General features: G+C 67.1%; 20 protein-coding genes and 2 tRNA genes. 16 read left to right on the top strand and 6 right to left on the bottom strand.

The window, feature by feature from the left end; genetic code table 11:
* Nucleotides 1-44 precede the first annotated feature (44 nt).
* From ccmA to ABE464_RS17515, 11 genes are all read left to right on the top strand, one after another.
* On the top strand, nt 45-674 hold the full coding sequence (gene ccmA, locus ABE464_RS17565) for a heme ABC exporter ATP-binding protein CcmA (RefSeq protein WP_346472982.1): 630 nt from the start codon (nt 45-47) through the stop codon (nt 672-674).
* On the top strand, nt 671-1,366 hold the full coding sequence (gene ccmB / locus ABE464_RS17560; protein WP_319211861.1) for a heme exporter protein CcmB: 696 nt from the start codon (nt 671-673) through the stop codon (nt 1,364-1,366). The genes ccmA and ccmB overlap by 4 nt, the downstream gene beginning before the upstream one ends.
* A gap of 123 nt (nt 1,367-1,489) precedes the next feature.
* Nucleotides 1,490-2,254, top strand: a complete 765-nt coding sequence (gene ccmC, locus ABE464_RS17555; RefSeq protein ID WP_123730745.1) for a heme ABC transporter permease CcmC — start codon at nt 1,490-1,492, stop codon at nt 2,252-2,254.
* Nucleotides 2,251-2,436, top strand: coding sequence for a heme exporter protein CcmD (locus tag ABE464_RS17550; protein ID WP_346472981.1), 186 nt, complete (start codon nt 2,251-2,253; stop codon nt 2,434-2,436). The genes ccmC and ABE464_RS17550 overlap by 4 nt, the downstream gene beginning before the upstream one ends.
* Nucleotides 2,433-2,894: a cytochrome c maturation protein CcmE gene (gene ccmE / locus ABE464_RS17545; RefSeq protein WP_123730743.1), complete on the top strand. Its 462-nt coding sequence runs from the start codon at nt 2,433-2,435 to the stop codon at nt 2,892-2,894. Before ABE464_RS17550 ends, ccmE begins: the two co-directional genes overlap by 4 nt.
* Nucleotides 2,895-4,808: a heme lyase CcmF/NrfE family subunit gene (locus ABE464_RS17540; RefSeq protein WP_346472980.1), complete on the top strand. Its 1,914-nt coding sequence runs from the start codon at nt 2,895-2,897 to the stop codon at nt 4,806-4,808.
* A gap of 9 nt (nt 4,809-4,817) precedes the next feature.
* Nucleotides 4,818-5,429, top strand: coding sequence for a DsbE family thiol:disulfide interchange protein (locus tag ABE464_RS17535; protein WP_346472979.1), 612 nt, complete (start codon nt 4,818-4,820; stop codon nt 5,427-5,429).
* 4 nt (nt 5,430-5,433) lie between these two features.
* Nucleotides 5,434-5,880, top strand: a complete 447-nt coding sequence (locus ABE464_RS17530; RefSeq protein WP_346473008.1) for a cytochrome c-type biogenesis protein — start codon at nt 5,434-5,436, stop codon at nt 5,878-5,880.
* Nucleotides 5,874-6,890, top strand: coding sequence for a tetratricopeptide repeat protein (locus ABE464_RS17525; RefSeq protein ID WP_346473007.1), 1,017 nt, complete (start codon nt 5,874-5,876; stop codon nt 6,888-6,890). Before ABE464_RS17530 ends, ABE464_RS17525 begins: the two co-directional genes overlap by 7 nt.
* Before the next feature lie 73 nt (nt 6,891-6,963).
* Entirely contained in the window at nt 6,964-8,076 is a 1,113-nt protein-coding gene (locus ABE464_RS17520) for a homoserine O-acetyltransferase (RefSeq protein WP_346472978.1), read from the top strand.
* Entirely contained in the window at nt 8,073-8,411 is a 339-nt protein-coding gene (locus ABE464_RS17515; protein WP_346472977.1) for a DUF1294 domain-containing protein, read from the top strand. The genes ABE464_RS17520 and ABE464_RS17515 overlap by 4 nt, the downstream gene beginning before the upstream one ends.
* A 33-nt stretch (nt 8,412-8,444) precedes the next feature.
* Here the strand turns inward: ABE464_RS17515 and ABE464_RS17510 are convergent, their stop codons facing one another.
* The 3 genes from ABE464_RS17510 to cydD all read right to left on the bottom strand — a co-directional run bounded on the left by ABE464_RS17510 (nt 8,445) and on the right by cydD (nt 13,244).
* A complete protein-coding gene (locus ABE464_RS17510; RefSeq protein WP_346472976.1) occupies nt 8,445-9,776 on the bottom strand; it encodes a S41 family peptidase in 1,332 nt (443 codons plus the stop codon).
* A 70-nt stretch (nt 9,777-9,846) separates the two neighbouring features.
* On the bottom strand, nt 9,847-11,517 hold the full coding sequence (gene cydC, locus ABE464_RS17505; RefSeq protein WP_346472975.1) for a thiol reductant ABC exporter subunit CydC: 1,671 nt from the start codon (nt 11,515-11,517) through the stop codon (nt 9,847-9,849).
* Nucleotides 11,514-13,244, bottom strand: a complete 1,731-nt coding sequence (gene cydD / locus ABE464_RS17500; protein WP_346472974.1) for a thiol reductant ABC exporter subunit CydD — start codon at nt 13,242-13,244, stop codon at nt 11,514-11,516. Before cydD ends, cydC begins: the two co-directional genes overlap by 4 nt.
* Nucleotides 13,245-13,471: 227 nt before the next feature.
* Here cydD and ABE464_RS17495 point away from each other — a divergent pair, with 227 nt between their 5' ends.
* The 5 genes from ABE464_RS17495 to ABE464_RS17475 all read left to right on the top strand — a co-directional run bounded on the left by ABE464_RS17495 (nt 13,472) and on the right by ABE464_RS17475 (nt 16,716).
* Complete coding sequence (locus tag ABE464_RS17495) at nt 13,472-15,061, top strand: cytochrome ubiquinol oxidase subunit I (protein WP_261997003.1); 1,590 nt, start codon at nt 13,472-13,474, stop codon at nt 15,059-15,061.
* Nucleotides 15,062-15,076: 15 nt separating this feature from the next.
* Nucleotides 15,077-16,231 carry a cytochrome d ubiquinol oxidase subunit II gene (gene cydB, locus ABE464_RS17490; protein ID WP_346472973.1) on the top strand — a complete coding sequence of 385 codons (1,155 nt, stop codon included), beginning with the start codon at nt 15,077-15,079 and terminating at the stop codon, nt 16,229-16,231.
* 30 nt (nt 16,232-16,261) lie between these two features.
* Nucleotides 16,262-16,375 (top strand): cytochrome bd-I oxidase subunit CydX, encoded by a 114-nt coding sequence (gene cydX, locus ABE464_RS17485; RefSeq protein WP_019182852.1) that lies wholly within the window; start codon nt 16,262-16,264, stop codon nt 16,373-16,375.
* 48 nt (nt 16,376-16,423) lie between these two features.
* Nucleotides 16,424-16,500, top strand: a tRNA-Pro gene (locus ABE464_RS17480).
* A gap of 139 nt (nt 16,501-16,639) precedes the next feature.
* A tRNA-Pro gene (locus tag ABE464_RS17475) sits at nt 16,640-16,716 on the top strand.
* A 30-nt stretch (nt 16,717-16,746) separates the two neighbouring features.
* On the opposite strand, the gene ABE464_RS17470 is transcribed toward ABE464_RS17475, so the two are convergent.
* The 3 genes from ABE464_RS17470 to ABE464_RS17460 form a co-directional block, all read right to left on the bottom strand.
* A complete protein-coding gene (locus ABE464_RS17470; protein WP_346472972.1) occupies nt 16,747-17,061 on the bottom strand; it encodes a hypothetical protein in 315 nt (104 codons plus the stop codon).
* Nucleotides 17,062-17,134: 73 nt separating this feature from the next.
* Nucleotides 17,135-17,656, bottom strand: a complete 522-nt coding sequence (locus ABE464_RS17465; RefSeq protein ID WP_346472971.1) for a hypothetical protein — start codon at nt 17,654-17,656, stop codon at nt 17,135-17,137.
* A gap of 216 nt (nt 17,657-17,872) precedes the next feature.
* Nucleotides 17,873-18,250: a hypothetical protein gene (locus ABE464_RS17460; protein ID WP_346472970.1), complete on the bottom strand. Its 378-nt coding sequence runs from the start codon at nt 18,248-18,250 to the stop codon at nt 17,873-17,875.
* Between the last annotated feature and the right edge of the window lie 31 nt (nt 18,251-18,281).

The raw sequence follows: 18,281 nt of genomic DNA, 5'->3' as shown, positions 1-18,281 counted from the left end.
CCCCGATACAATGGCGGCCCATTCCGGTGCAAAGATCCCGCCCCTTGAACGCCCCTCCGTTGCTGGCCGCGCATGGCCTTGGCTTCAGTCGCAACGACGAACCCGTCTTCGGCCCGCTGGACCTGCATGTGGATGCCGGCGAAGCCCTGCTGGTGCAGGGCGACAACGGTGCCGGCAAGACCACCCTGCTGCGGGTGCTGGCCGGCCTGCTGCGCGCCGACAGCGGCCAGGTCGAGATCGATGGCAAGCGTGCCGGGCACAAGGAGCGCGCCAACTACGTGGCCTACCTCAGCCACCTGCCCGCACTGAAGCCGGACCTGGACACGCTGGAGAACCTGCATTTCCTGTGCGGCCTGCACGGCCGCCGCGCGCGCCAGATGCCGGGCAATGCACTGGCTATCGTCGGCCTGGCCGGGTATGAGGACACCTTGGTGCGGCAATTGTCGGCCGGGCAGAAGCGCCGCCTGGCGCTGGCCCGCATCTGGCTCTCGCCCGCGCCGCTGTGGCTGCTCGATGAGCCTTACGCCAATCTGGATCTGGACGGCATCAACCTGGTGAACCGCATGATTTCCGCGCACCTGCGCAGCGGCGGCGCCGCCCTGGTCACCACCCATGGTGCCTATTCCGCCCCGCCGGTGCGCACGCGCCTGCTGATCCTGGGAGAAGCCGCATGATCGCGCCAGGGACCGAGCCGGGCCTGTGGCAGACCGCACGGGCGCTGGTGGCCCGCGACATGCGCCTGCTCTGGCGCCGCCGCGGCGATGCGCTGCAGCCCTTGCTGTTCGCGCTGCTGGTGGTCGTGCTGTTCGCACTGGCGCTGGGCCGCGATCCGGAGGCCATGGCCCGCGTGGCCGCGGCCGTGATGTGGCTGGCGGTGCTGCTGGCCGGCCAGTTGGCGATGGATTCGCTGTTCCGCAGCGACGCCGAGGACGGCTCGCTGGAGCAATGGCTGCTGGCCCCGGTGCCGCTGGCCTGGCTGGTGCTGGTGCGGGTGCTGGTGCACTGGCTCACGACCGCGCTGCCGCTGATCGTGATGTCGCCGCTGCTGGCGGAAATGCTGCATCTGCCGCATGACCAGCTGCCGATGTTGCTGGCATCGTTGCTGCTGGGAACGCCCTTGCTGAGCCTGATCGGCGGGGTGGTCGCGGCGCTGACGGTCGGCATCCGGCGCTCTGGTATTCTCGTGGCGCTGCTGGCCCTGCCGCTGTATGTGCCGGTGCTGGTGTTCGGCGCAGGCAGCGTGGCGGCGGTCGCACGCGGGCAGGACCCGATCGGCGCGCTGCTGATGCTGGGCGCCGGGCTGGTGATTGCACTGGTGCTGGCCCCGCTGGCGACAGCCGCCGCGATCCGCATCTCGCTGAGTTGAGCGGTATGGCGTACTGTCGGTGGCGTGAGCGGCGTTGTGAGCGTCACCTGCATCCGCGTCACCCGTTGCCTAGCCACTCCACGTCCGTTCCATCGTCGCCCTTCGTTGGATAGCCACTGCCGCATGCACCCGATCGTCCGCTGGTTCCACCAACTCGGTTCGCCGCCCACCTTCGACCGCTTTGCCGCGCGCTGGTCGCGGGTGTTCTACCTGGCGGCGGTGCCGGTGCTGCTGATCGGCATCTGGCAGGCACTGGCGGTGGTACCGGCCGATTCCAAGCAGCTGGACAGCTTCCGCATTCTCTACATCCACGTGCCCAGCGCGTGGATGAGTCTGTTCGTGTTCGCGCTGATGGCGCTGTACGCGGCGATCGCGCTGATCTGGCGGATCAAGACCTGTGAAATCCTGGCGATGGCCTGCGCCCCGCTCGGCGCCGGCTTCACCCTGATCACTCTGCTGACCGGCAGCATCTGGGGCAAACCCACCTGGGGCACCTGGTGGGACTGGGACCCGCGCATGACCACCGAGCTGATCCTGCTGCTCCTTTACCTGGGCGTGATCGGCCTGTACTACGCCATCGAGGATCGCCGCAGCGCCGCGCGCGCGGCCGGCCTGCTGGCCATCGTCGGGGTGAGCCTGCTGCCGGTGATCCGCTATTCCGTGGAATGGTGGGGCAGCCTGCACCAGGGCCAGACCATCCGCCTGTTCGGCGAATCCACGCTGGATGCCAGCATGGCACTGCCGCTGTGGCTGATGGTGATCGGCACCAAGCTGTGGTTCGCCGGCTCGCTGCTGGCCAAGGCCCGCGCCGACAACCTGCTGCGCGAGGCCGGCAAGGCCTGGGTTACCGCCGGCATCCGTGCACCCCTGGAGGACCGCCGCCCATGACCCACCTGCCCTATGTGATTGCCGCCTACGCGGTGTTCGTGCTGGTGCTGGGCAGCGATGCCATCGGCTCCTGGCTGCGCCTGCGCTGGGCGCGCCGCCTGGCGGTCCGCCGCCAGCAGCGCCAACAGGCCCGTGCGGCGGCCGACAGCGCGCCGCCGCTGGCGCCGGAGCTGACCCGATGAATCCGGTCCGGCGTCGCCGCCTGCTCTGGGTGATGCTGCTGGTGCTGGCCTCCGGCCTGGCCACCGCGCTGGTCGCGATGGCCCTGCAACGCAATATCGCCTACCTCTATACCCCGTCCGAAGTGCTGCGCGGCGATGCCGGCGATCACGCCCGGTTCCGCTTGGGCGGCATGGTGGTCAAAGGCTCGCTGCAACGTGCGCCCGGCTCGCTGGATGCGCACTTCGTGGTCACCGATGGTGACGCGACCCTGCCGGTGATCACCTCGCGGATCCTGCCGGACCTGTTCGCCGAGGGGACTGCCGTGGTGGCCACCGGGCGCCTGCAGGACGGTCGCTTCGTCGCCGAGGAAGTGCTGGCCAAGCACGACGAGACCTACATGCCCAAGGAAGTGGCCGACAAGATGGGACAGGCACACACCAAACACGATGTGCCCGTGCCGGCGCCGGAGACGTACTGAGTGCTGCCGGAACTGGGGCAGATCCTGCTGGTCACCGCGCTGTTGATGGCCGTGCTGCAGACCGTGCTGCCGCTGTGGGGCGCCCATCGCGGCCGCACCGCATGGATGGCGGTGGCACGACCGGCAGCGTATGCGCAGCTCGCGCTGTTGCTGGGCGCATTCGGCGTGCTGACGGCCGCCTTCGTCACCCAGGATTTCTCGGTGCGCTATGTGGCGGAGAACTCCAACTCGCTGCTGCCACTGGCCTACCGTTACTCGGCGGTCTGGGGCGCGCATGAAGGCTCGCTGCTGCTGTGGGCGCTGGTGCTGGCCCTGTGGTGCGGCGCGGTCGCGCTGTGGTCCAAGCGCCTGCCGGCAGAGGTGTCCGCCCGCGTACTGGGCGTGCTTGGCATCATCAGCATCGGCTTCCTCGCCTTCCTGATCTTCACCTCCAACCCGTTCGCGCGGCTGATTCCGGCGCCGCTGGAAGGACGCGATCTCAACCCGCTGCTGCAGGATCCCGGGCTGATCATCCACCCGCCGATGCTCTACATCGGTTACGTCGGCTTTGCAGTGCCGTTCGCCTTCGCGATCGCCGCGCTGCTGGAAGGCCGCGTGGATGCGCGCTGGCTGCGCTGGACCCGCCCGTGGACCAACGTGGCCTGGGGTTTTCTGACCATCGGCATCGCACTGGGCAGCTGGTGGGCGTATTACGAACTGGGCTGGGGCGGCTGGTGGTTCTGGGACCCGGTCGAGAACGCCAGCTTCATGCCGTGGCTGGCCGGGGCGGCGTTGATCCATTCGCAGGCGGTCACTGAAAAACGCGGCAGCTTCGCCAGCTGGACGCTGCTGCTGGCTATCGCCGCCTTCGCGCTGTCATTGCTTGGCACCTTCCTGGTGCGCTCGGGCGTGCTGACCAGCGTGCATTCGTTCGCGGCCGATCCCTCGCGCGGCACCTTCATCCTGATTTTCCTGGCGCTGGTGATCGGTGGCGCGCTGCTGCTCTATGCACTGCGCGCCGGCGCGCTGACCAGCGAGGATCCGCGCCGCGGCTTCCTGCCGACCTCGCGCGAGACCCTGCTGCTGGCCAACAACCTGCTGCTCGCCGCCGCCTGCGGCATGGTTCTGCTCGGCACGCTGTATCCGCTGCTGGCCGATGCACTGGGCCTGGGCAAGGTCTCGGTCGGGCCGCCCTACTTCGGCACGCTGTTCGTGGTGCTGATGGCACCGCTGGTGGCACTGCTGCCGTTCGGGCCGCTGGTCAACTGGCAGCGCGACCAGGCCTCGCGCCGCGTGGCGATGCTGGCACCGTGGGCCGGGCTGGCGCTGCTGCTGGGCGTGATCGCGTACTTCATCGCGCCGCAGGGCGCGTTGAAGACCGCCGCGGGCGTCACCGGCGCGGCCTGGGTGGCGTTGGGTACCGGCCGTTTCGTCTGGACCCGCCTGCGCGGCAACGGCAGGTTCACCGCCGAGATGGTCGGCATGCTGCTCGCCCATGGCGGCGTGGCCGTGTTCCTGGCTGGCGCACTGCTGGTGGAGGCCTTGAACGTGCAGCGCGAAGTGGCGCTCGCCCCCGGCCAGTCGCTGGTGGTGGGCACCTATGAAGTGCGCTTCGAAGGCGTGGATCATCAACAGGGGCCGAACTACGTCGCCGATCGCGGGCACCTGCGCGTGCTTCAGCATGATCGCCAGCTGGCCCTGCTGCATCCGGAGAAACGGCTGTATGCCAGTGGTGGGCAGGTGATGACCGAAGCCGGCATCCACGCCCGTCTCAACGGCGATGTTTACGTGGCACTCGGCGAATCGCTGGGCAACAATGCATGGGCCGTGCGCGTGCACATCAAACCGTTCGTCCGCTGGATCTGGCTGGGCGCGCTGCTGATGGCACTGGGTGGCTTCGTCACCGCCGCCGACCGTCGTTTCCGTCGTCCCTAGGAGTTTCCCGTGTCCGATCCCCGCCCTGCCTCCCGTCCGCTGCCGCCCGTGGCCATCGTCATCGGCGTGCTGTTCTTCTTCGGGCTGCTGGGGCTGATGATCTACGGGGTGATGAAATCCGGCGCGCCGGACCGCGACGTGCTGCCTTCCGCACTGATCGGCAAGCCGGCACCGGCCTTCGAACTGCCAGTGCTGCACGACCCCCACATCAAGGTCAGCAGTACCGAGCTGCGTGGTGCGCCCTACGTGCTCAACGTGTGGGGCAGCTGGTGCGCGGCCTGCCGCGACGAGCATCCGATCCTGACCAAGTTCGCCGAAACCAAGCGCGTGCGCGTGATCGGTTACAACTGGAAGGATGAGCCGGCCGATGCGCTGCGCTGGCTGGAACAGCTGGGCAATCCGTTCGTGCTGGTACTGAGCGACATCGAAGGCCGCACCGCGATCGACTGGGGCGTCACTGCCGCGCCGGAGACCTTCCTGGTGGACGCCAGTGGCGTGGTGCGCTGGAAGTACAGCGGCGCGCTGAGCCAGCGCGTGATCGATACCCAGCTGATCCCGGAACTGGAAAAGGTGGAGCATGCCCATGCCAATGCCCAGCCGCAGCTGCCTGCCTCGCCGTAACCGGATGCTCCGCCAGGCCGGCGTGGTGCTGATCGCGCTGATGCTGGCCCTGGCCTCGCCGGTGATGGCGCAGGCCGTCTCCGACCCGACCCCGTTGCAGTACCGCGATGCCGCCGAGGAAGCCCGCTTCCACGCGCTGGCCGCCGAGCTGCGCTGCGTGCAGTGTCAGAACCAGTCGCTGGCCGATTCCAATGCGCAGATCGCGCACGACCTGCGCCGGGAAGTGCTGGTGCTGATGCAGCAGGGCAACAGCGATGCGCAGATCAAGCAGTTCCTGGTCGATCGCTATGGCGAGTTCGTGCTGTACCGGCCGCCGATGGAAGCACGCAATGCGGTGCTCTGGTTCGGGCCGCCGGTGGCGCTGCTGATGGGCGCAGGCGTGCTGGTCTGGGTGGTGCGTCGGCGCAGCCGCGGGATCGAACCGATGGACAAGAGCGAGGAGCGCTGGTGAGCCTTTGGATGGCCCTGAGTGCCGCCGTAGTCGCAGCGGCCGTTGCTGCACTCGTACTGCGGCCGTTGCGTGCAGGTGGTCAGCATCGTCCCTTCATGATCGCCATGCTGGCCCTCGGGCTGGCCGGGGGCGCGCTGTACCTGCTGGTCGGCACGCCGGATGCCGCCGAACGGACGGCGGCCAGTAACGAACCCGCCACACTGGAAGATGGCGTGCAGGCGCTGGAACAAGCGCTGGCCAAGGATCCACAACGCGCCGATGGCTGGGCCCTGCTCGGCCGCTCGCAACTGGCGCTGGGCAAGCTGGCCGAGGCCACCGCCGCCTTCGACCGCGCGGTGCAACTCGCCCCGGACGACCCCGGCATCCTGGTCGAAGCCGCGCAGGCGCGCGCCCAGGCCGCACCCGGCAAACAGTTCGACGACCAGGCCCTGCAGTGGCTGCGTCACGCCAACGCACTCGCGCCGGAGAGCGAACGCGCCGGCTGGCTGATCGGCATTGCCCTGCGCCAGCGCGGGCAGGATGCCGAGGCGGCGGCCGCGTGGGAAGCGCTGCTGCCTCGCCTTGAGCCGGGCGCGGCACGCGCGTTGCGCGAGCAGATCGCCATCGCCCGCGGCAATGCCGGGCTGCCGCCTCTGGCTGATGCACCCGCCCCTGCGGCGGCGGGCAACCACGCCCTCACTGTGCAGGTGCGTATCGCGCCGGGAAGCACGCTGGATCCAGCCCTGGCCAACGCCACCGTGTTCGTGATCGCGCGCGCACCGGGCGGCCCGCCGATGCCGATCGCAGTTCAGAAACATCCGGCCAGTCAGTTGCCGCTGCGGGTCACCCTCGGCGATGGCGACAGTCCGATGCCCACCAGCACACTCTCCCAGGTGCAGGAGGTCGAGGTCATTGCGCGGCTGTCGCGTTCGGGCCTGGCCAACCGCCAGCCGGACGATGTGGAAACCACGCCGGTACGGGTGCGTCTGCCGCATGCCGGGCCGGTGCCACTGGTGTTTGATCGCCCATGACCGATGCGCGGCCGCTACGCAGCGTGCCGCTCACCACTACGGCGCCATCGCGGCGCCCGGCTAAACTGCGCGCATGACTGAATTCATTCCCCCCGGCACCCGTTATCACGCCCTGCCCTCGCCGTTCGCGTTCAAGCGCGGCGGTGAACTGCGCGACGCGCACGTTGCCTACGAAACCTGGGGCACGCTCGCTGCCGATGCCGGCAATGCGGTGTTGATCGTCACCGGGCTCTCGCCCGATGCGCATGCCGCGGCCAACGCCGACAACCCGGCCGCCGGCTGGTGGGAGGCGATGGTCGGCCCGGGCAAACCGATCGATACCGACCGCTGGTTCGTGATCTGCGTGAACTCGCTGGGCAGCTGCAAAGGCTCCACCGGGCCGGCCAGTATCGATCCGGCGACGGGCGAACTGTATGGCCTGCGCTTCCCCGAACTGTCCATCGAAGATGGCGCGCGGGCAGCGGTGGAGGTGGTGCACGCACTGGGCGTGACCGAGCTGGCCTGCGTGATCGGCAACTCGATGGGCGGGATGACCGCCTTGGCGCTGCTGATGCTGCACCCAGGCATCGCGCGCAGCCATATCAACATTTCCGGCAGTGCCCAAGCATTGCCGTTCTCCATCGCGATCCGATCGCTGCAGCGCGAGGCGATCCGGCTGGATCCGCAGTGGAATGGCGGTCGCTACACCGACCAGGCCTATCCGGAATCGGGTATGCGCATGGCGCGCAAGCTCGGCGTGATCACCTATCGATCCGCCCTGGAGTGGGATGGCCGCTTCGGCCGCGTGCGGTTGGATTCGGACCAGGCTGATGACGATCCGTTCGGCCTGGAGTTCCAGGTCGAAAGCTACCTGGAAGGCCACGCCCGCCGCTTTGTGCGCTTCTTCGATCCCAACTGCTATCTGTACCTGAGCCGCTCGATGGACTGGTTCGACCTGGCCGAATATGCCGATGGCGATGTAATGGCCGGGCTGGCGCGCATCCAGGTGGGCAAGGCGCTGGCGATCGGCGCCAACACCGACATCCTGTTCCCGGTGCAGCAGCAACAGCAGATCGCCGACGGCCTGCGCGCCGGCGGTGCCGATGCGCAGTTCATCGGGCTGGATTCGCCGCAGGGCCATGATGCGTTCCTGGTGGATTTCGCACGGTTCGGACCGGCGGTCAGCGGCTTCCTGCAGGCGCTATGAGGCACTCGCGCCGGTACCTGGCGCTGGCTGCGGCAGGTGCCTTGATCGCGATGGCGGCGACCGACCTGTTACCCCTGTGGCTGGCGGCGTGGTACGTAGTCGCCAGCGTGGTTGCGTTCGCACTCTACGGGTACGACAAGCGCGCTGCGCGACTCGGCCGCTGGCGCACGCCCGAACGCACGTTGCAATTGCTGGCATTCGCGGGCGGCTGGCCCGGCGCATTGCTCGGCCAATCCGTGTTTCGCCATAAGCATCGCAAGGCCGCGTTTCAATGGGTATTCGCCTTGTGCGTGCTGGCCAACGTCTGCGCGCTGGCGGTGCTGCTGCGGGCATGACCCAGGATCATCATGGGTGCGCGCGGCGCGGCTTCACGGCAACACGCGCAGCCATGCGGCCGCCATCTCGATGGCGTCCTGATCATTGGAAACGAGCGCCTCGGGTTGTATCCCGTCCGGATAGGCCTCACCCGAGCGATCCAGCATCTCGGCCCTCGTCAACCGTAGCGCGCCGCCGTCAGGCAGAGGATAGGCGCGATTGGCTGTTGCGAGCCCTGCCGTGCGCTGTCCGAAGAACCGGGTGCCAGGGCGGGCTCTGAAGGCGACGGCAACCGCTTCCCCAGAGCTTGCCGTCTTCGGGCCGACGAGAACAGCCACGCGACTGCCGGAAAGGTCGGCTCCACAGGCACGGCCGGATCGTGGGCGCCAAACGGTAGCAACGCCGTCGCGGTCCCGGGATGCGCCAATCGTTCCGTTACCCAGCAACGGGTGCAGCCCGCTGAGCATCGGCCACATATTGCCGCCCGTGTTCTGGCGCAGATCGACGATCCAGCCCCTGGCTGATGTCGGTGCCAATCGTTCGATCTGCTCACAGAGCTGGGTGGTAAACGCCTCACTGGCGCTTGCTTCGGTCCCACGCAGGCCCGGCACCAGAACGTAACCGATGTCCTGCAGCTGCCTGGCCTCGATGTCTCTCGATGCCGACGCGGTCTGGCGGTACGCGGCGGCCTCTCTGGGCTGTTCCAGGAAACTATGGCGATCTGCCAGCGCATCCAGAACCTCTCTGATGCTGGCATAGGCCTCTTGTGCGGGGAGGTTTTTCAGTGCCGGCGTCAGACGCCCCTCCTCGGCTGCCCAGTCAACGTTCCCGGCGTTCAACGCATTGGCGCGAATGGTACTGAAGGCATACTCGACCATGTCATAGGCGGACACTTCGCCCGACGTGGCAGCCTCCGCTGTCAACGTGAGCACCTCGACGACAACATGCCCGGCGCTGTCGAAGGTTGCCCCGAGTTTGAGGCTGGTCGTTCCGGACGGAATGTACAGCCGGAGCTCTCTTTCCTGTGAACCTTCATCGACACGCACGGGCGTGCCAGCCGAACTCGCAAACGCCAATCGCCCGTTGGCGCCATCCGCACGCAGCCATAGCGCCGCACTGCCTGTGCCCTTCTCGACCAACAGCCTGCCGGCCAAGCGAACCTCTTGTCCCTGGAACGGACGGGCGTCCATCGCGGTGACGGCGCCGACAAATTTTTCCGTGCCGGTCGATTCTGCAGACAAGTGGAGGGCCACACCACCGGCCTCCAGAATGTCTCCCGTCCCCGAGGTGATCGAGCTGACGCTGGTGCCCTTCCACACCGTATCCGCGGAGGCGCCACCGCTGAAGAGCCCCAGCATAAGGAGGAATGCTGCGTTGCGATTCATGCTCAACATCCTTGTTCACGTTGAGACACGATCCTAGGTCAAGCACATTGCATTCGCCAGACAATCCGGCCTATCCCAACCGTCCATCCCGCAAACGATAGCTCCGATGCACGATGCCCTCCGGCAGTTCGTCGTGGGTGATCATCAACAGACTGCGATTGCCCAGCGCCGCCACCATGTCCTGCAGCAGCGCATGCGCGGTATCCACGTCCAGGCCTTCGGTGGGCTCATCCAGCAACAGGATCGGTGCATCACGCAGCAGCGCGCGTGCCAGCGCCAGCCGCCGCGCCTGCCCGGCGGACATGGTTGCGCCGTTCTCGCCCACCCACGCCGACAATCCGCCGATCTGCTCGGCCCAGGCGTGCAGACGAACGTCCGCCAGCACCTGCCACAAGCGCGCGTCGCTGGCCTGCACATCGCCGAGCCGCAGGTTGTCGGCCACGGTGCCGGCAAACACCGGCGCATTCTGCGGCAGCCAGGCAATCTGCCGATGCCAGTCCGCCTGCGCGAAACTGCGGATATCGGCATCGCCGTAACGCACGCTGCCAGCCTCTGGATCCCATAGCCGCAGCAGCAGCGAGGACAGCGTGGTCTTGCCACTGCCGCTGTCGCCGCGGATCGCGATCCGTTCGCCCGGCGCGAGCTCCAGCTGCACGTGGTCCAGCAGCACGCGCGCCTGGCCGGGCCAGCGGAACACCACCTGATCGAACCGCAGCGTTGCGGGCACCGACGGCACGGCCACCGGCGCGTCGGCTTCCACCACGCCCGGCGATTGATCCACGATGGCCTCCAGCCGCACCGCGGCGACGCGACCGGACAACCACGATTGCCAGGCCAACCCGATGCCGGCCCACAGCTCCAGCAGTGCCACGGTCAGGAACACCAGTGCGGCCGCCAGCGCGGCATCCACGCTGCCACGCTCGAAGGCATGCAGGGCCAGCCACAGCATCGCGACCAGACCACCGGCACCACACAGACCATGCAGTGCATTGCCACTGATCAGGCGCCAGCGGCGACGCTTGTCACGCGACTTCAGCTGTTTGGCCGCCACCAGCACGCGCTGGTTCCAATGCTCGCGCGCCTGCAGCGCGGCAAGATCGGCCGCACCTTCCAGCCCTTCGAACGATTGGGTACGCAGCTGCGCCCGGTGCAGCGCGCGGTCGCGCTCCTGGTCGGCCGCGCCACGCACGGTCAGCCACGGCACGCCCACCCCGATCAGCAAGGCGAGTACCGCCAGCAGACCGGCGGCCGGCAGATAGATGATGCCGGCCGACACCACCGCGACCAGCGAGATGCCGCCCAGCGCCAGCAGCGGGCCGATTGCGCGCACCAGCAGGCCATCGACCTCGCCGATGTCCGACATCAGCCGCGCCAGCAGTTCACCGGTGCGTACACCGGCCAAGCGCGCCGGGGCCAGTGGCAGCGCGCGCCGGAAGAACCACACGCGCAGATCGCGTGCGATGCGCAGGGTGACATCGTGGCCGACCAGTTTTTCGAAGTAGCGCGACACGATGCGTGCCATGGTCAGCCCGCGGATGCCCGCCGAGGGCGAGAAGAAGTTGAAGCCGTTGCCGAGCCCGGCCGCCCCGGCCAGGGCGGCAGCGGTGAGGAACCCACCGGACAGCCCGAGCAAGGCGGTACCGGCCAGCATCGTGGTCCACAGCAGCAACACGGTCAGCAGCAGGCGGCCGCGATGCCGGGCGAACACGCCCTTCAGCGAATCGATGTGTGGGGCCTTCATGGCGTGACCTCCGAGGCCAGGCGCGCGCCGCCGGCGGTCAGGGTCAGGCGGGTGTCTGCCCAGCGCATCGCGGTCTCGCTGTGCGTGGCGAGCACTACGCTGCGCCCACGTGCGAAGGCGGCCAGGGTACGCAGGAGATCGGCTTCGGTATCGGGATCGAGGAAGGCGGTCGGCTCGTCGAGCAGGAGCAGTTGCGGGTCGCGCAGCAGCAACCGGGCCAGGCCGATACGGCGCGCTTCACCACCGGACAATCCGAAGCCGCGCTCACCGATCACCGTGTCCAGCCCCTGCGGGAGCGCGGCGGCGAAGCGCATCACCTGGGCGGCCTCGGCAACGGCGCGCAGATGCGCGTCGGTCGCGCCCGGTGCAGCCAGGCGCAGGTTGTCGGCGATCGTGCCGTGGAACAGATACGGGCGCTGCCCGGCGTAGCCCACGTCCAACCCGGGGCGCAGCACGATGCTGCCCTCGCGCGGTGGCAACCAGCCGGCCAGCGCTTCCAGCAACGTGCTCTTGCCACTGCCGCTGGGGCCGACCAGCGCCACGCGCTGCCCCGGCTCGATCTGGAACGAGAGCTGCTGCACCACATCGTGATGCGCACCGAGTGGACGCAGGCTCACACCGCGTACGACCACCGGGGGGGCGTGCTGTTCGAGCAGTTCCGGAACGCGTGCGGTCGCGGGCGATGCGTCCTCGGCGACGGGAGCCTCAGGCAGCTCGCCCAGCAGGCGCTCCACTTCCGCAGCTGCGGCCAAGGCGTTGGCGCGATCGTGGTAATGCGCGGCCAAGCGCCGCAGCGGTGCATAGAACTCCGGGGCCAGCAGCAGGCAGAACATGCCCACGCCCAAGGTCGGCACGTGTGCATGCAGCGACATCAGGCCGAGATAGCTCAGGCCCAGATACAGCGCGACCATGGCCACGCTCACCGACGCGAAGAACTCCAATACCGTGGAGGAGAGGAAGGCGATCCGCAGCACCTTCAAGGTGCGCTCGCGCACGCCCTCGGCTGCCGTGGCTACACCATCCAGCTCGGCCTCGCCTCGTCCGTACAGGCGCAGCAGGCCGAGCCCTTTGATGCGATCAGCGAAGTGGCCACTCATCCGCGCCAGTTCACCCAGCTGCGCACGGCCGGCGGCTTCCGCGCCCCAGCCGACCAGCATCATGAAGAACGGCACCAGCGGCGCGGTGAACAGCAGGATCAGCGCGATCACCCAATCGATCCAGGCCACTGCGATGGCGATCAGCAGCGGGACCACCACCACTTCGATGCGGACCGGCTGATAGCCCGAGTAATAATTCTCAATCGCATCGGCGTGGGCCAGCATCAGCTCGCCGAGTTCACCGGTGCGCTGCTGACGCAGCCACAGTGGGCCACGGCCGAGCAGCCGCTGGTAGACCCGTTCACGCAGGGCCAGCCGGGCGGCATCGGCGACGTCGCCGGCCGCCGCCTGGGTGGCGCTGCCCAGCAGGGTGCGGATGCCGAGCACCGCCAGCAGCCCCAACAGCACCGGTGTGGCGTCCGCCAACGGGCGATGATCGACCAGCACCGCCTGGATCAGCCAGGCGATGGCCGCAGCCTGCCCGATCAGCAGCGCGCCGGACAGGCAGATGCAGAACGCCGCCAGGCGCTGCTTGCCGCGCGCGGCCGCGGCCAGCCCACCCAGCCACTGCAGGCGACGGCGGCGCAGGGCGGTTGTCTCAACAATGGACGCGTCGGGGGGTATGCTCAAAACAAGTCACTGGCGGCCACAGGGAGGTTCCGTCGATTGTAGTAGGTGCTGGCCCTGCCCCCGTGCGGCCAGCGGTCGCAGGGGGTGGGATGCATACGATCCCCGCGCCGGTCTGTTTGTACATTGATCTGAATCAAGGCTGTTTGAAGTTGCTGGTCACAGAATTCACCCCGTAGACCCCCCTTCCCGCCACCTGAAACGGCAAAACCCAACGAGGTAGCCAGGCCATGATTGATCAGACAGTCGTAGAACTGTCGCGGCTGCAATTCGCTCTGACCGCGATGTACCACTTCCTTTTCGTTCCCCTCACGCTTGGCCTGTCGTTCATGGTGGCCATCATGGAGAGCGTCTACGTCATGACCCGCAAACAGGTCTGGCGGCAGATGACGCTGTTCTGGGGCACGTTGTTCGGCATCAACTTCGCCATCGGCGTCGCCACCGGCATCGTGATGGAATTCCAGTTCGGCATGAACTGGTCGTATTACAGCCACTACGTCGGCGACATCTTCGGCGCACCGCTGGCGATCGAAGGCCTGATGGCGTTCTTCCTGGAAGCGACCTTCATCGGTCTGTTCTTCTTCGGCTGGAAGCGTCTGACCCCGGTCAAGCACCTCACCGTGACCTGGCTGATGGCCCTGGGCACCAACCTGTCGGCGGTGTGGATCCTGATCGCCAACGGCTGGATGCAGAATCCGACCGGCGCGATCTTCAACCCGGAAACGATGCGCATGGAGGTGGTGGATTTCGCCGCCGTGCTGTTCAACCCGGTGGCGCAGGCGAAGTTCGTGCATACGGTCAGTGCCGGCTACGTGACCGGTGCAGTGTTCGTGATGTCGATCAGCGCCCTGTTCCTGCTGCGCAACAAGCACAAGGACATGGCACGCCGTTCCTTCGCGGTGGCGGCCGCCTTCGGCCTGCTGTCCTCGCTGTCGGTGGTGGTGCTGGGTGACGAAAGCGGTTATGCCGCCAGCGAACACCAGAAGATGAAGCTGGCCGCGATCGAAGCGATGTGGGAAACCGAGCGTGCCCCGGCTGACTTCACCGCCTTCGGCATTCCGAACCAGGCCACCCAGCAGAACGATTACGCGATCAAGATCCCCTACCTGATGGGCCTGATCGCGACCCGTTCACTCAACCAGCCGATCCCGGGCATCCTGGAACTGGTGGAACGTGCCGAGCACCGCGTGCGGGGTGGCCAGCTGGCCTACGGTGCACTGGAACGCGTGCGCAAGGACAAGAACGACGTCGAAGCGCGCGAAATGTTCGACCGCCATTGGCAGGATCTGGGCCACGGCCTGCTGCTCAAGCGCTATCGCGAAGACATCCTCAACGCCACCCCGGAAGAAATCTCCAAGGCCGCGATGGACACCGTGCCGCGGGTCGCACCGCTGTTCTGGACCTTCCGCATCATGGCCGGGCTGGGCTTCTACCTGATCGCCTTCTTCGCCCTGGCCTTCTACTACTCGTGCCGCCACAACTTCCAGGACAAGCGCTGGTTCCTCAAGCTTGCCCTGTGGTCGCTGCCGGCCCCGTGGATCGCGATCGAATGCGGTTGGTTCGTGGCCGAGTACGGCCGCCAGCCGTGGGCGGTGGACGGCGTGCTGCCGACCTTCTACGCCGCCTCGGGCCTGGCCCTGCATGAAATCCTGACCACGCTGGCGGTGTTCACCGGGCTGTACACGGTGCTGCTGATCATCGAAGTGAAGCTGATGCTCAAGGCGATCCGCAAGGGCCCGGACGACATCCTGCCGTCGCTGCAGGCTGCAGCCACGTCCCTTTCCCCCAATGCCGCTGCGCCGACCCACGGTCGGGCGTAAGGCAGGAGAACCCAGATGGAATTCATTGGACTCGATTACACCACGCTCCGCGTGATCTGGTGGCTGCTGCTCGGCATCCTGCTGATTGCCTGGGCGGTGATGGACGGTTTCGACCTCGGCGTCGGCACGTTGCTGCCGTTCGTGGCCAGAACCGATGACGAACGCCGCTTGGTGATCAACACCGTCGGCCCGGTGTGGGAAGGCAACCAGGTGTGGCTGGTGCTCGGTGGCGGTGCGATCTTCGCCGCCTGGCCGCCGCTGTACGCGGTCAGCTTCTCCGGCTTCTACCTGGCGGTGTTCCTGATGCTGTTCGGGCTGATCCTGCGCCCGGTCGCGTTCAAGTACCGCAGCAAGATGCCCGGCAAGCGCTGGCGCGAGAACTGGGACCGTGCGCTGTTCGTCGGCGGCCTGCTGCCGGCGCTGATCGCCGGCGTGGCGGTGGGCAACGTGCTGGTCGGCGTGCCGTTCCACTTCGATGACAGCATGCGCATCTTCTACACCGGCACCCTGATCGGCCTGCTCAACCCGTTCGCCCTGGTGGCCGGTCTGGTCAGCGTGGCGATGGTGGTCTCGCACGGCGCCGCGATGCTGGTGCTCAAGACCGATGGCCCGGTGGCCGAGCGCTCGGCCCGCTATGGCAGCGTCGCGGCGGTACTGACCTTCGTGCTGTTCGCCCTGGCCGGCGTCTGGGTGGCCTTCGGCCTGCCGGGCTACCAGATCACCTCGCAGGTGGTCACCGATGGCCCGACCAACCCGCTGCTCAAGACCGCTGCCGTCGGTGCGGTGGCCGGTGGCTGGCTGCGCAACTACCAGACCATGCCGCTGACCCTGCTGGCCCCGATCCTCGGGCTGGTGGGTGCGCTGGCCAGCGCGGTGCTGCTGCGGGCCCGCCGTGGTGGCCTGGCCTTCCTGGCCTCGGGGGCGTCGATCACCGGCATCATCCTGACCGTCGGCTTTGCGATCTTCCCGTTCCTGCTGCCCTCCTCCAGCCAGCCGGGCTCCAGCCTGACCGTCTGGGACAGCTCCTCCAGCCACCTGACCCTGGGGATCATGCTCATCGCCACGGCCATCTTCCTGCCGATCATCATCGCCTACACCTCCTGGGTCTACCGCGTAATGAAGGGCAAGACCACGGCCGAAGAGATGGGCGACAACCCCAACGCTTACTGACGCGCCCCACGGCGCCATAGGAGACTTACCATGTGGTACTTCGCTTGGATTCTGGGTGCAGGGCTGGCTTCGGTCGTGGCCATTCTGAACGGCATGTGGTTCGAAGCCCGCGAGCAGAGCCGTACGGATCACGAAGAAGGCTAAAAAAAGGTTGCCGATCGGGTCTTCACACCGTATCCTTGTCGGCTCCTTCGGGGTGTAGCTCAGTCTGGTAGAGCGCTACGTTCGGGACGTAGAGGTCGCAGGTTCGAATCCTGTCTCCCCGACCACTCCGGTGGTCGTATTGAAGCCTGGGAACACGTTTCCAGGCTTCTTTATCAAGGGCCGTGGCAACACGGCACCGAAGGTGAAAAACGCGATCCCCCCTTGTCGCCGACCGGCGGGATTGATACAATAGGCGGCTCCTTACGGGGTGTAGCTCAGTCTGGTAGAGCGCTACGTTCGGGACGTAGAGGTCGCAGGTTCGAATCCTGTCTCCCCGACCATTTGATGGTCACAATCAAGCCTGGAAGACATCACTGTCCTCCGGGTTTTTTTGTGTCCGGCGATTGGCAGGCCGGGTAGCGGCCGCGGATCTCCCCTTCGCAGCTGCCGGTATAGCGGTAGCCTTGGCCGAGCATGCAGCGCTGCAGATCATCGAACGTGCGGCCCAGGGCCTGCTGGATCGCCGCCGCGCTGGAACCCTCCGGCGTGGAGACGTGGTAACCGCCATTGGCGGCGCCGCCGCACGCCAGCCAATCGGCATTGCGGGTCGCGCCGTCATTCCCTGCCTTCTGCCAGGTGTCGCGTGGCGGCACGAGGGTACGGCCGACCGATGGATCGCCATTCATCCACATGCCGCCGATGCCGCAGGCGCTGAGGCTGAGGGCCAGGCACAGGGCCGTGACGGCGCGTGGGTGCCGCTCAATCACACACACCCCGCAGATACGCTTCCGCCCGCGATGCGGGTGACGCGGCCGAGGGTTCGGGCGGCACCGCACGGAACGTGATGCCCGACTGCTCGGCAGTACTCTGCAGCCCCTGCATCTTCGGCGACGTGCCTACGACTGTCAGAGTCAGGTGCGAAAGGCGCTGGTGCTTGAAGGTATCAAGTGCCGACTGCACTGCCTTGCGCGTGACATCTTCGCTCTCACCGGCGACAACCAGGCGGGTCATCGGTGGTTCGGCGCCGCGGGCCATGAGGGCCTTTAATTGACCCATCCATGCGGCCTTGCCCACCACCGATCCCATCATCAGGTTGGCCACGCGGTTGCCCGCCGAGGGAACATCGATGTAGAACGCCGCACATTGCGCTGATGGCACTGGCTGCGGCGATTGAGGTACCTCCGCCGGGTCGGCGAACGCTGCGCCCGCGATGCACAGAAGGCCCAGATACAGCGCAACGCGGGCATACGCTCCAGGCAGTTGAAGAAAGGGTGACGGCATATTCTCTGGCTCCCAAGCAGGGTGGCGATCATTGCATCGACATCACAGACGCCTGTGCGGTTCAGCGCGCCGGCACCGCATCGTCCGCGCGCTGGCACGCGGGGAACCTGCTGGGAATCTCTCCCTGGCAGGTACCGGTGTAGTGATACTCCTTACGCATCATGCAGCGTTGAATCTGGTCGAATTTCTCACCGGAGCGCGCCGCCGTTATCGCGTTCAACGCGGCGAGGACTGGCAGGCCGGATAGCGGCTCGGGATGTCACCTTCGCAGGTGCCGGTGTAACGGTAGCCTTTGCCCAGCATGCAGCGCTGTGCCGCATAGAGCTTGTCACGGGAAAGATCCGCCGTTTCCTTGCCCGTAGCACCTTGCCGGTCCGGCGAGATGTTCCCACTGCGCTGGCCACCGCAGGCCTGCCAGTCCGTGTCACGCGCCGAGGCGCCGGCGTCCGGCCTGCTCCAGTCATGGCCCGGCGGAACCAAGTGCGAGGTCGCATTGGGATTGCCATTCATCCACATGCCGCCGATACCACAGGCGGTCAGACCCGTGGCCAGGCACACCCCGAACACGACGCGAAAAACATGCTTGCCGTTCATTACCACCTCCTGAAAATCGTCCATGGACAGC

It is taken from the genome of Stenotrophomonas sp. TWI587 (assembly GCF_039674145.1).
GTDB classification, from domain to species: Bacteria; Pseudomonadota; Gammaproteobacteria; order Xanthomonadales; family Xanthomonadaceae; genus Stenotrophomonas; species Stenotrophomonas maltophilia_AY.
The sequence above is the reverse complement of the archived record's forward strand: the minus strand, read 5'-3'. Positions and strand labels throughout refer to the sequence as shown.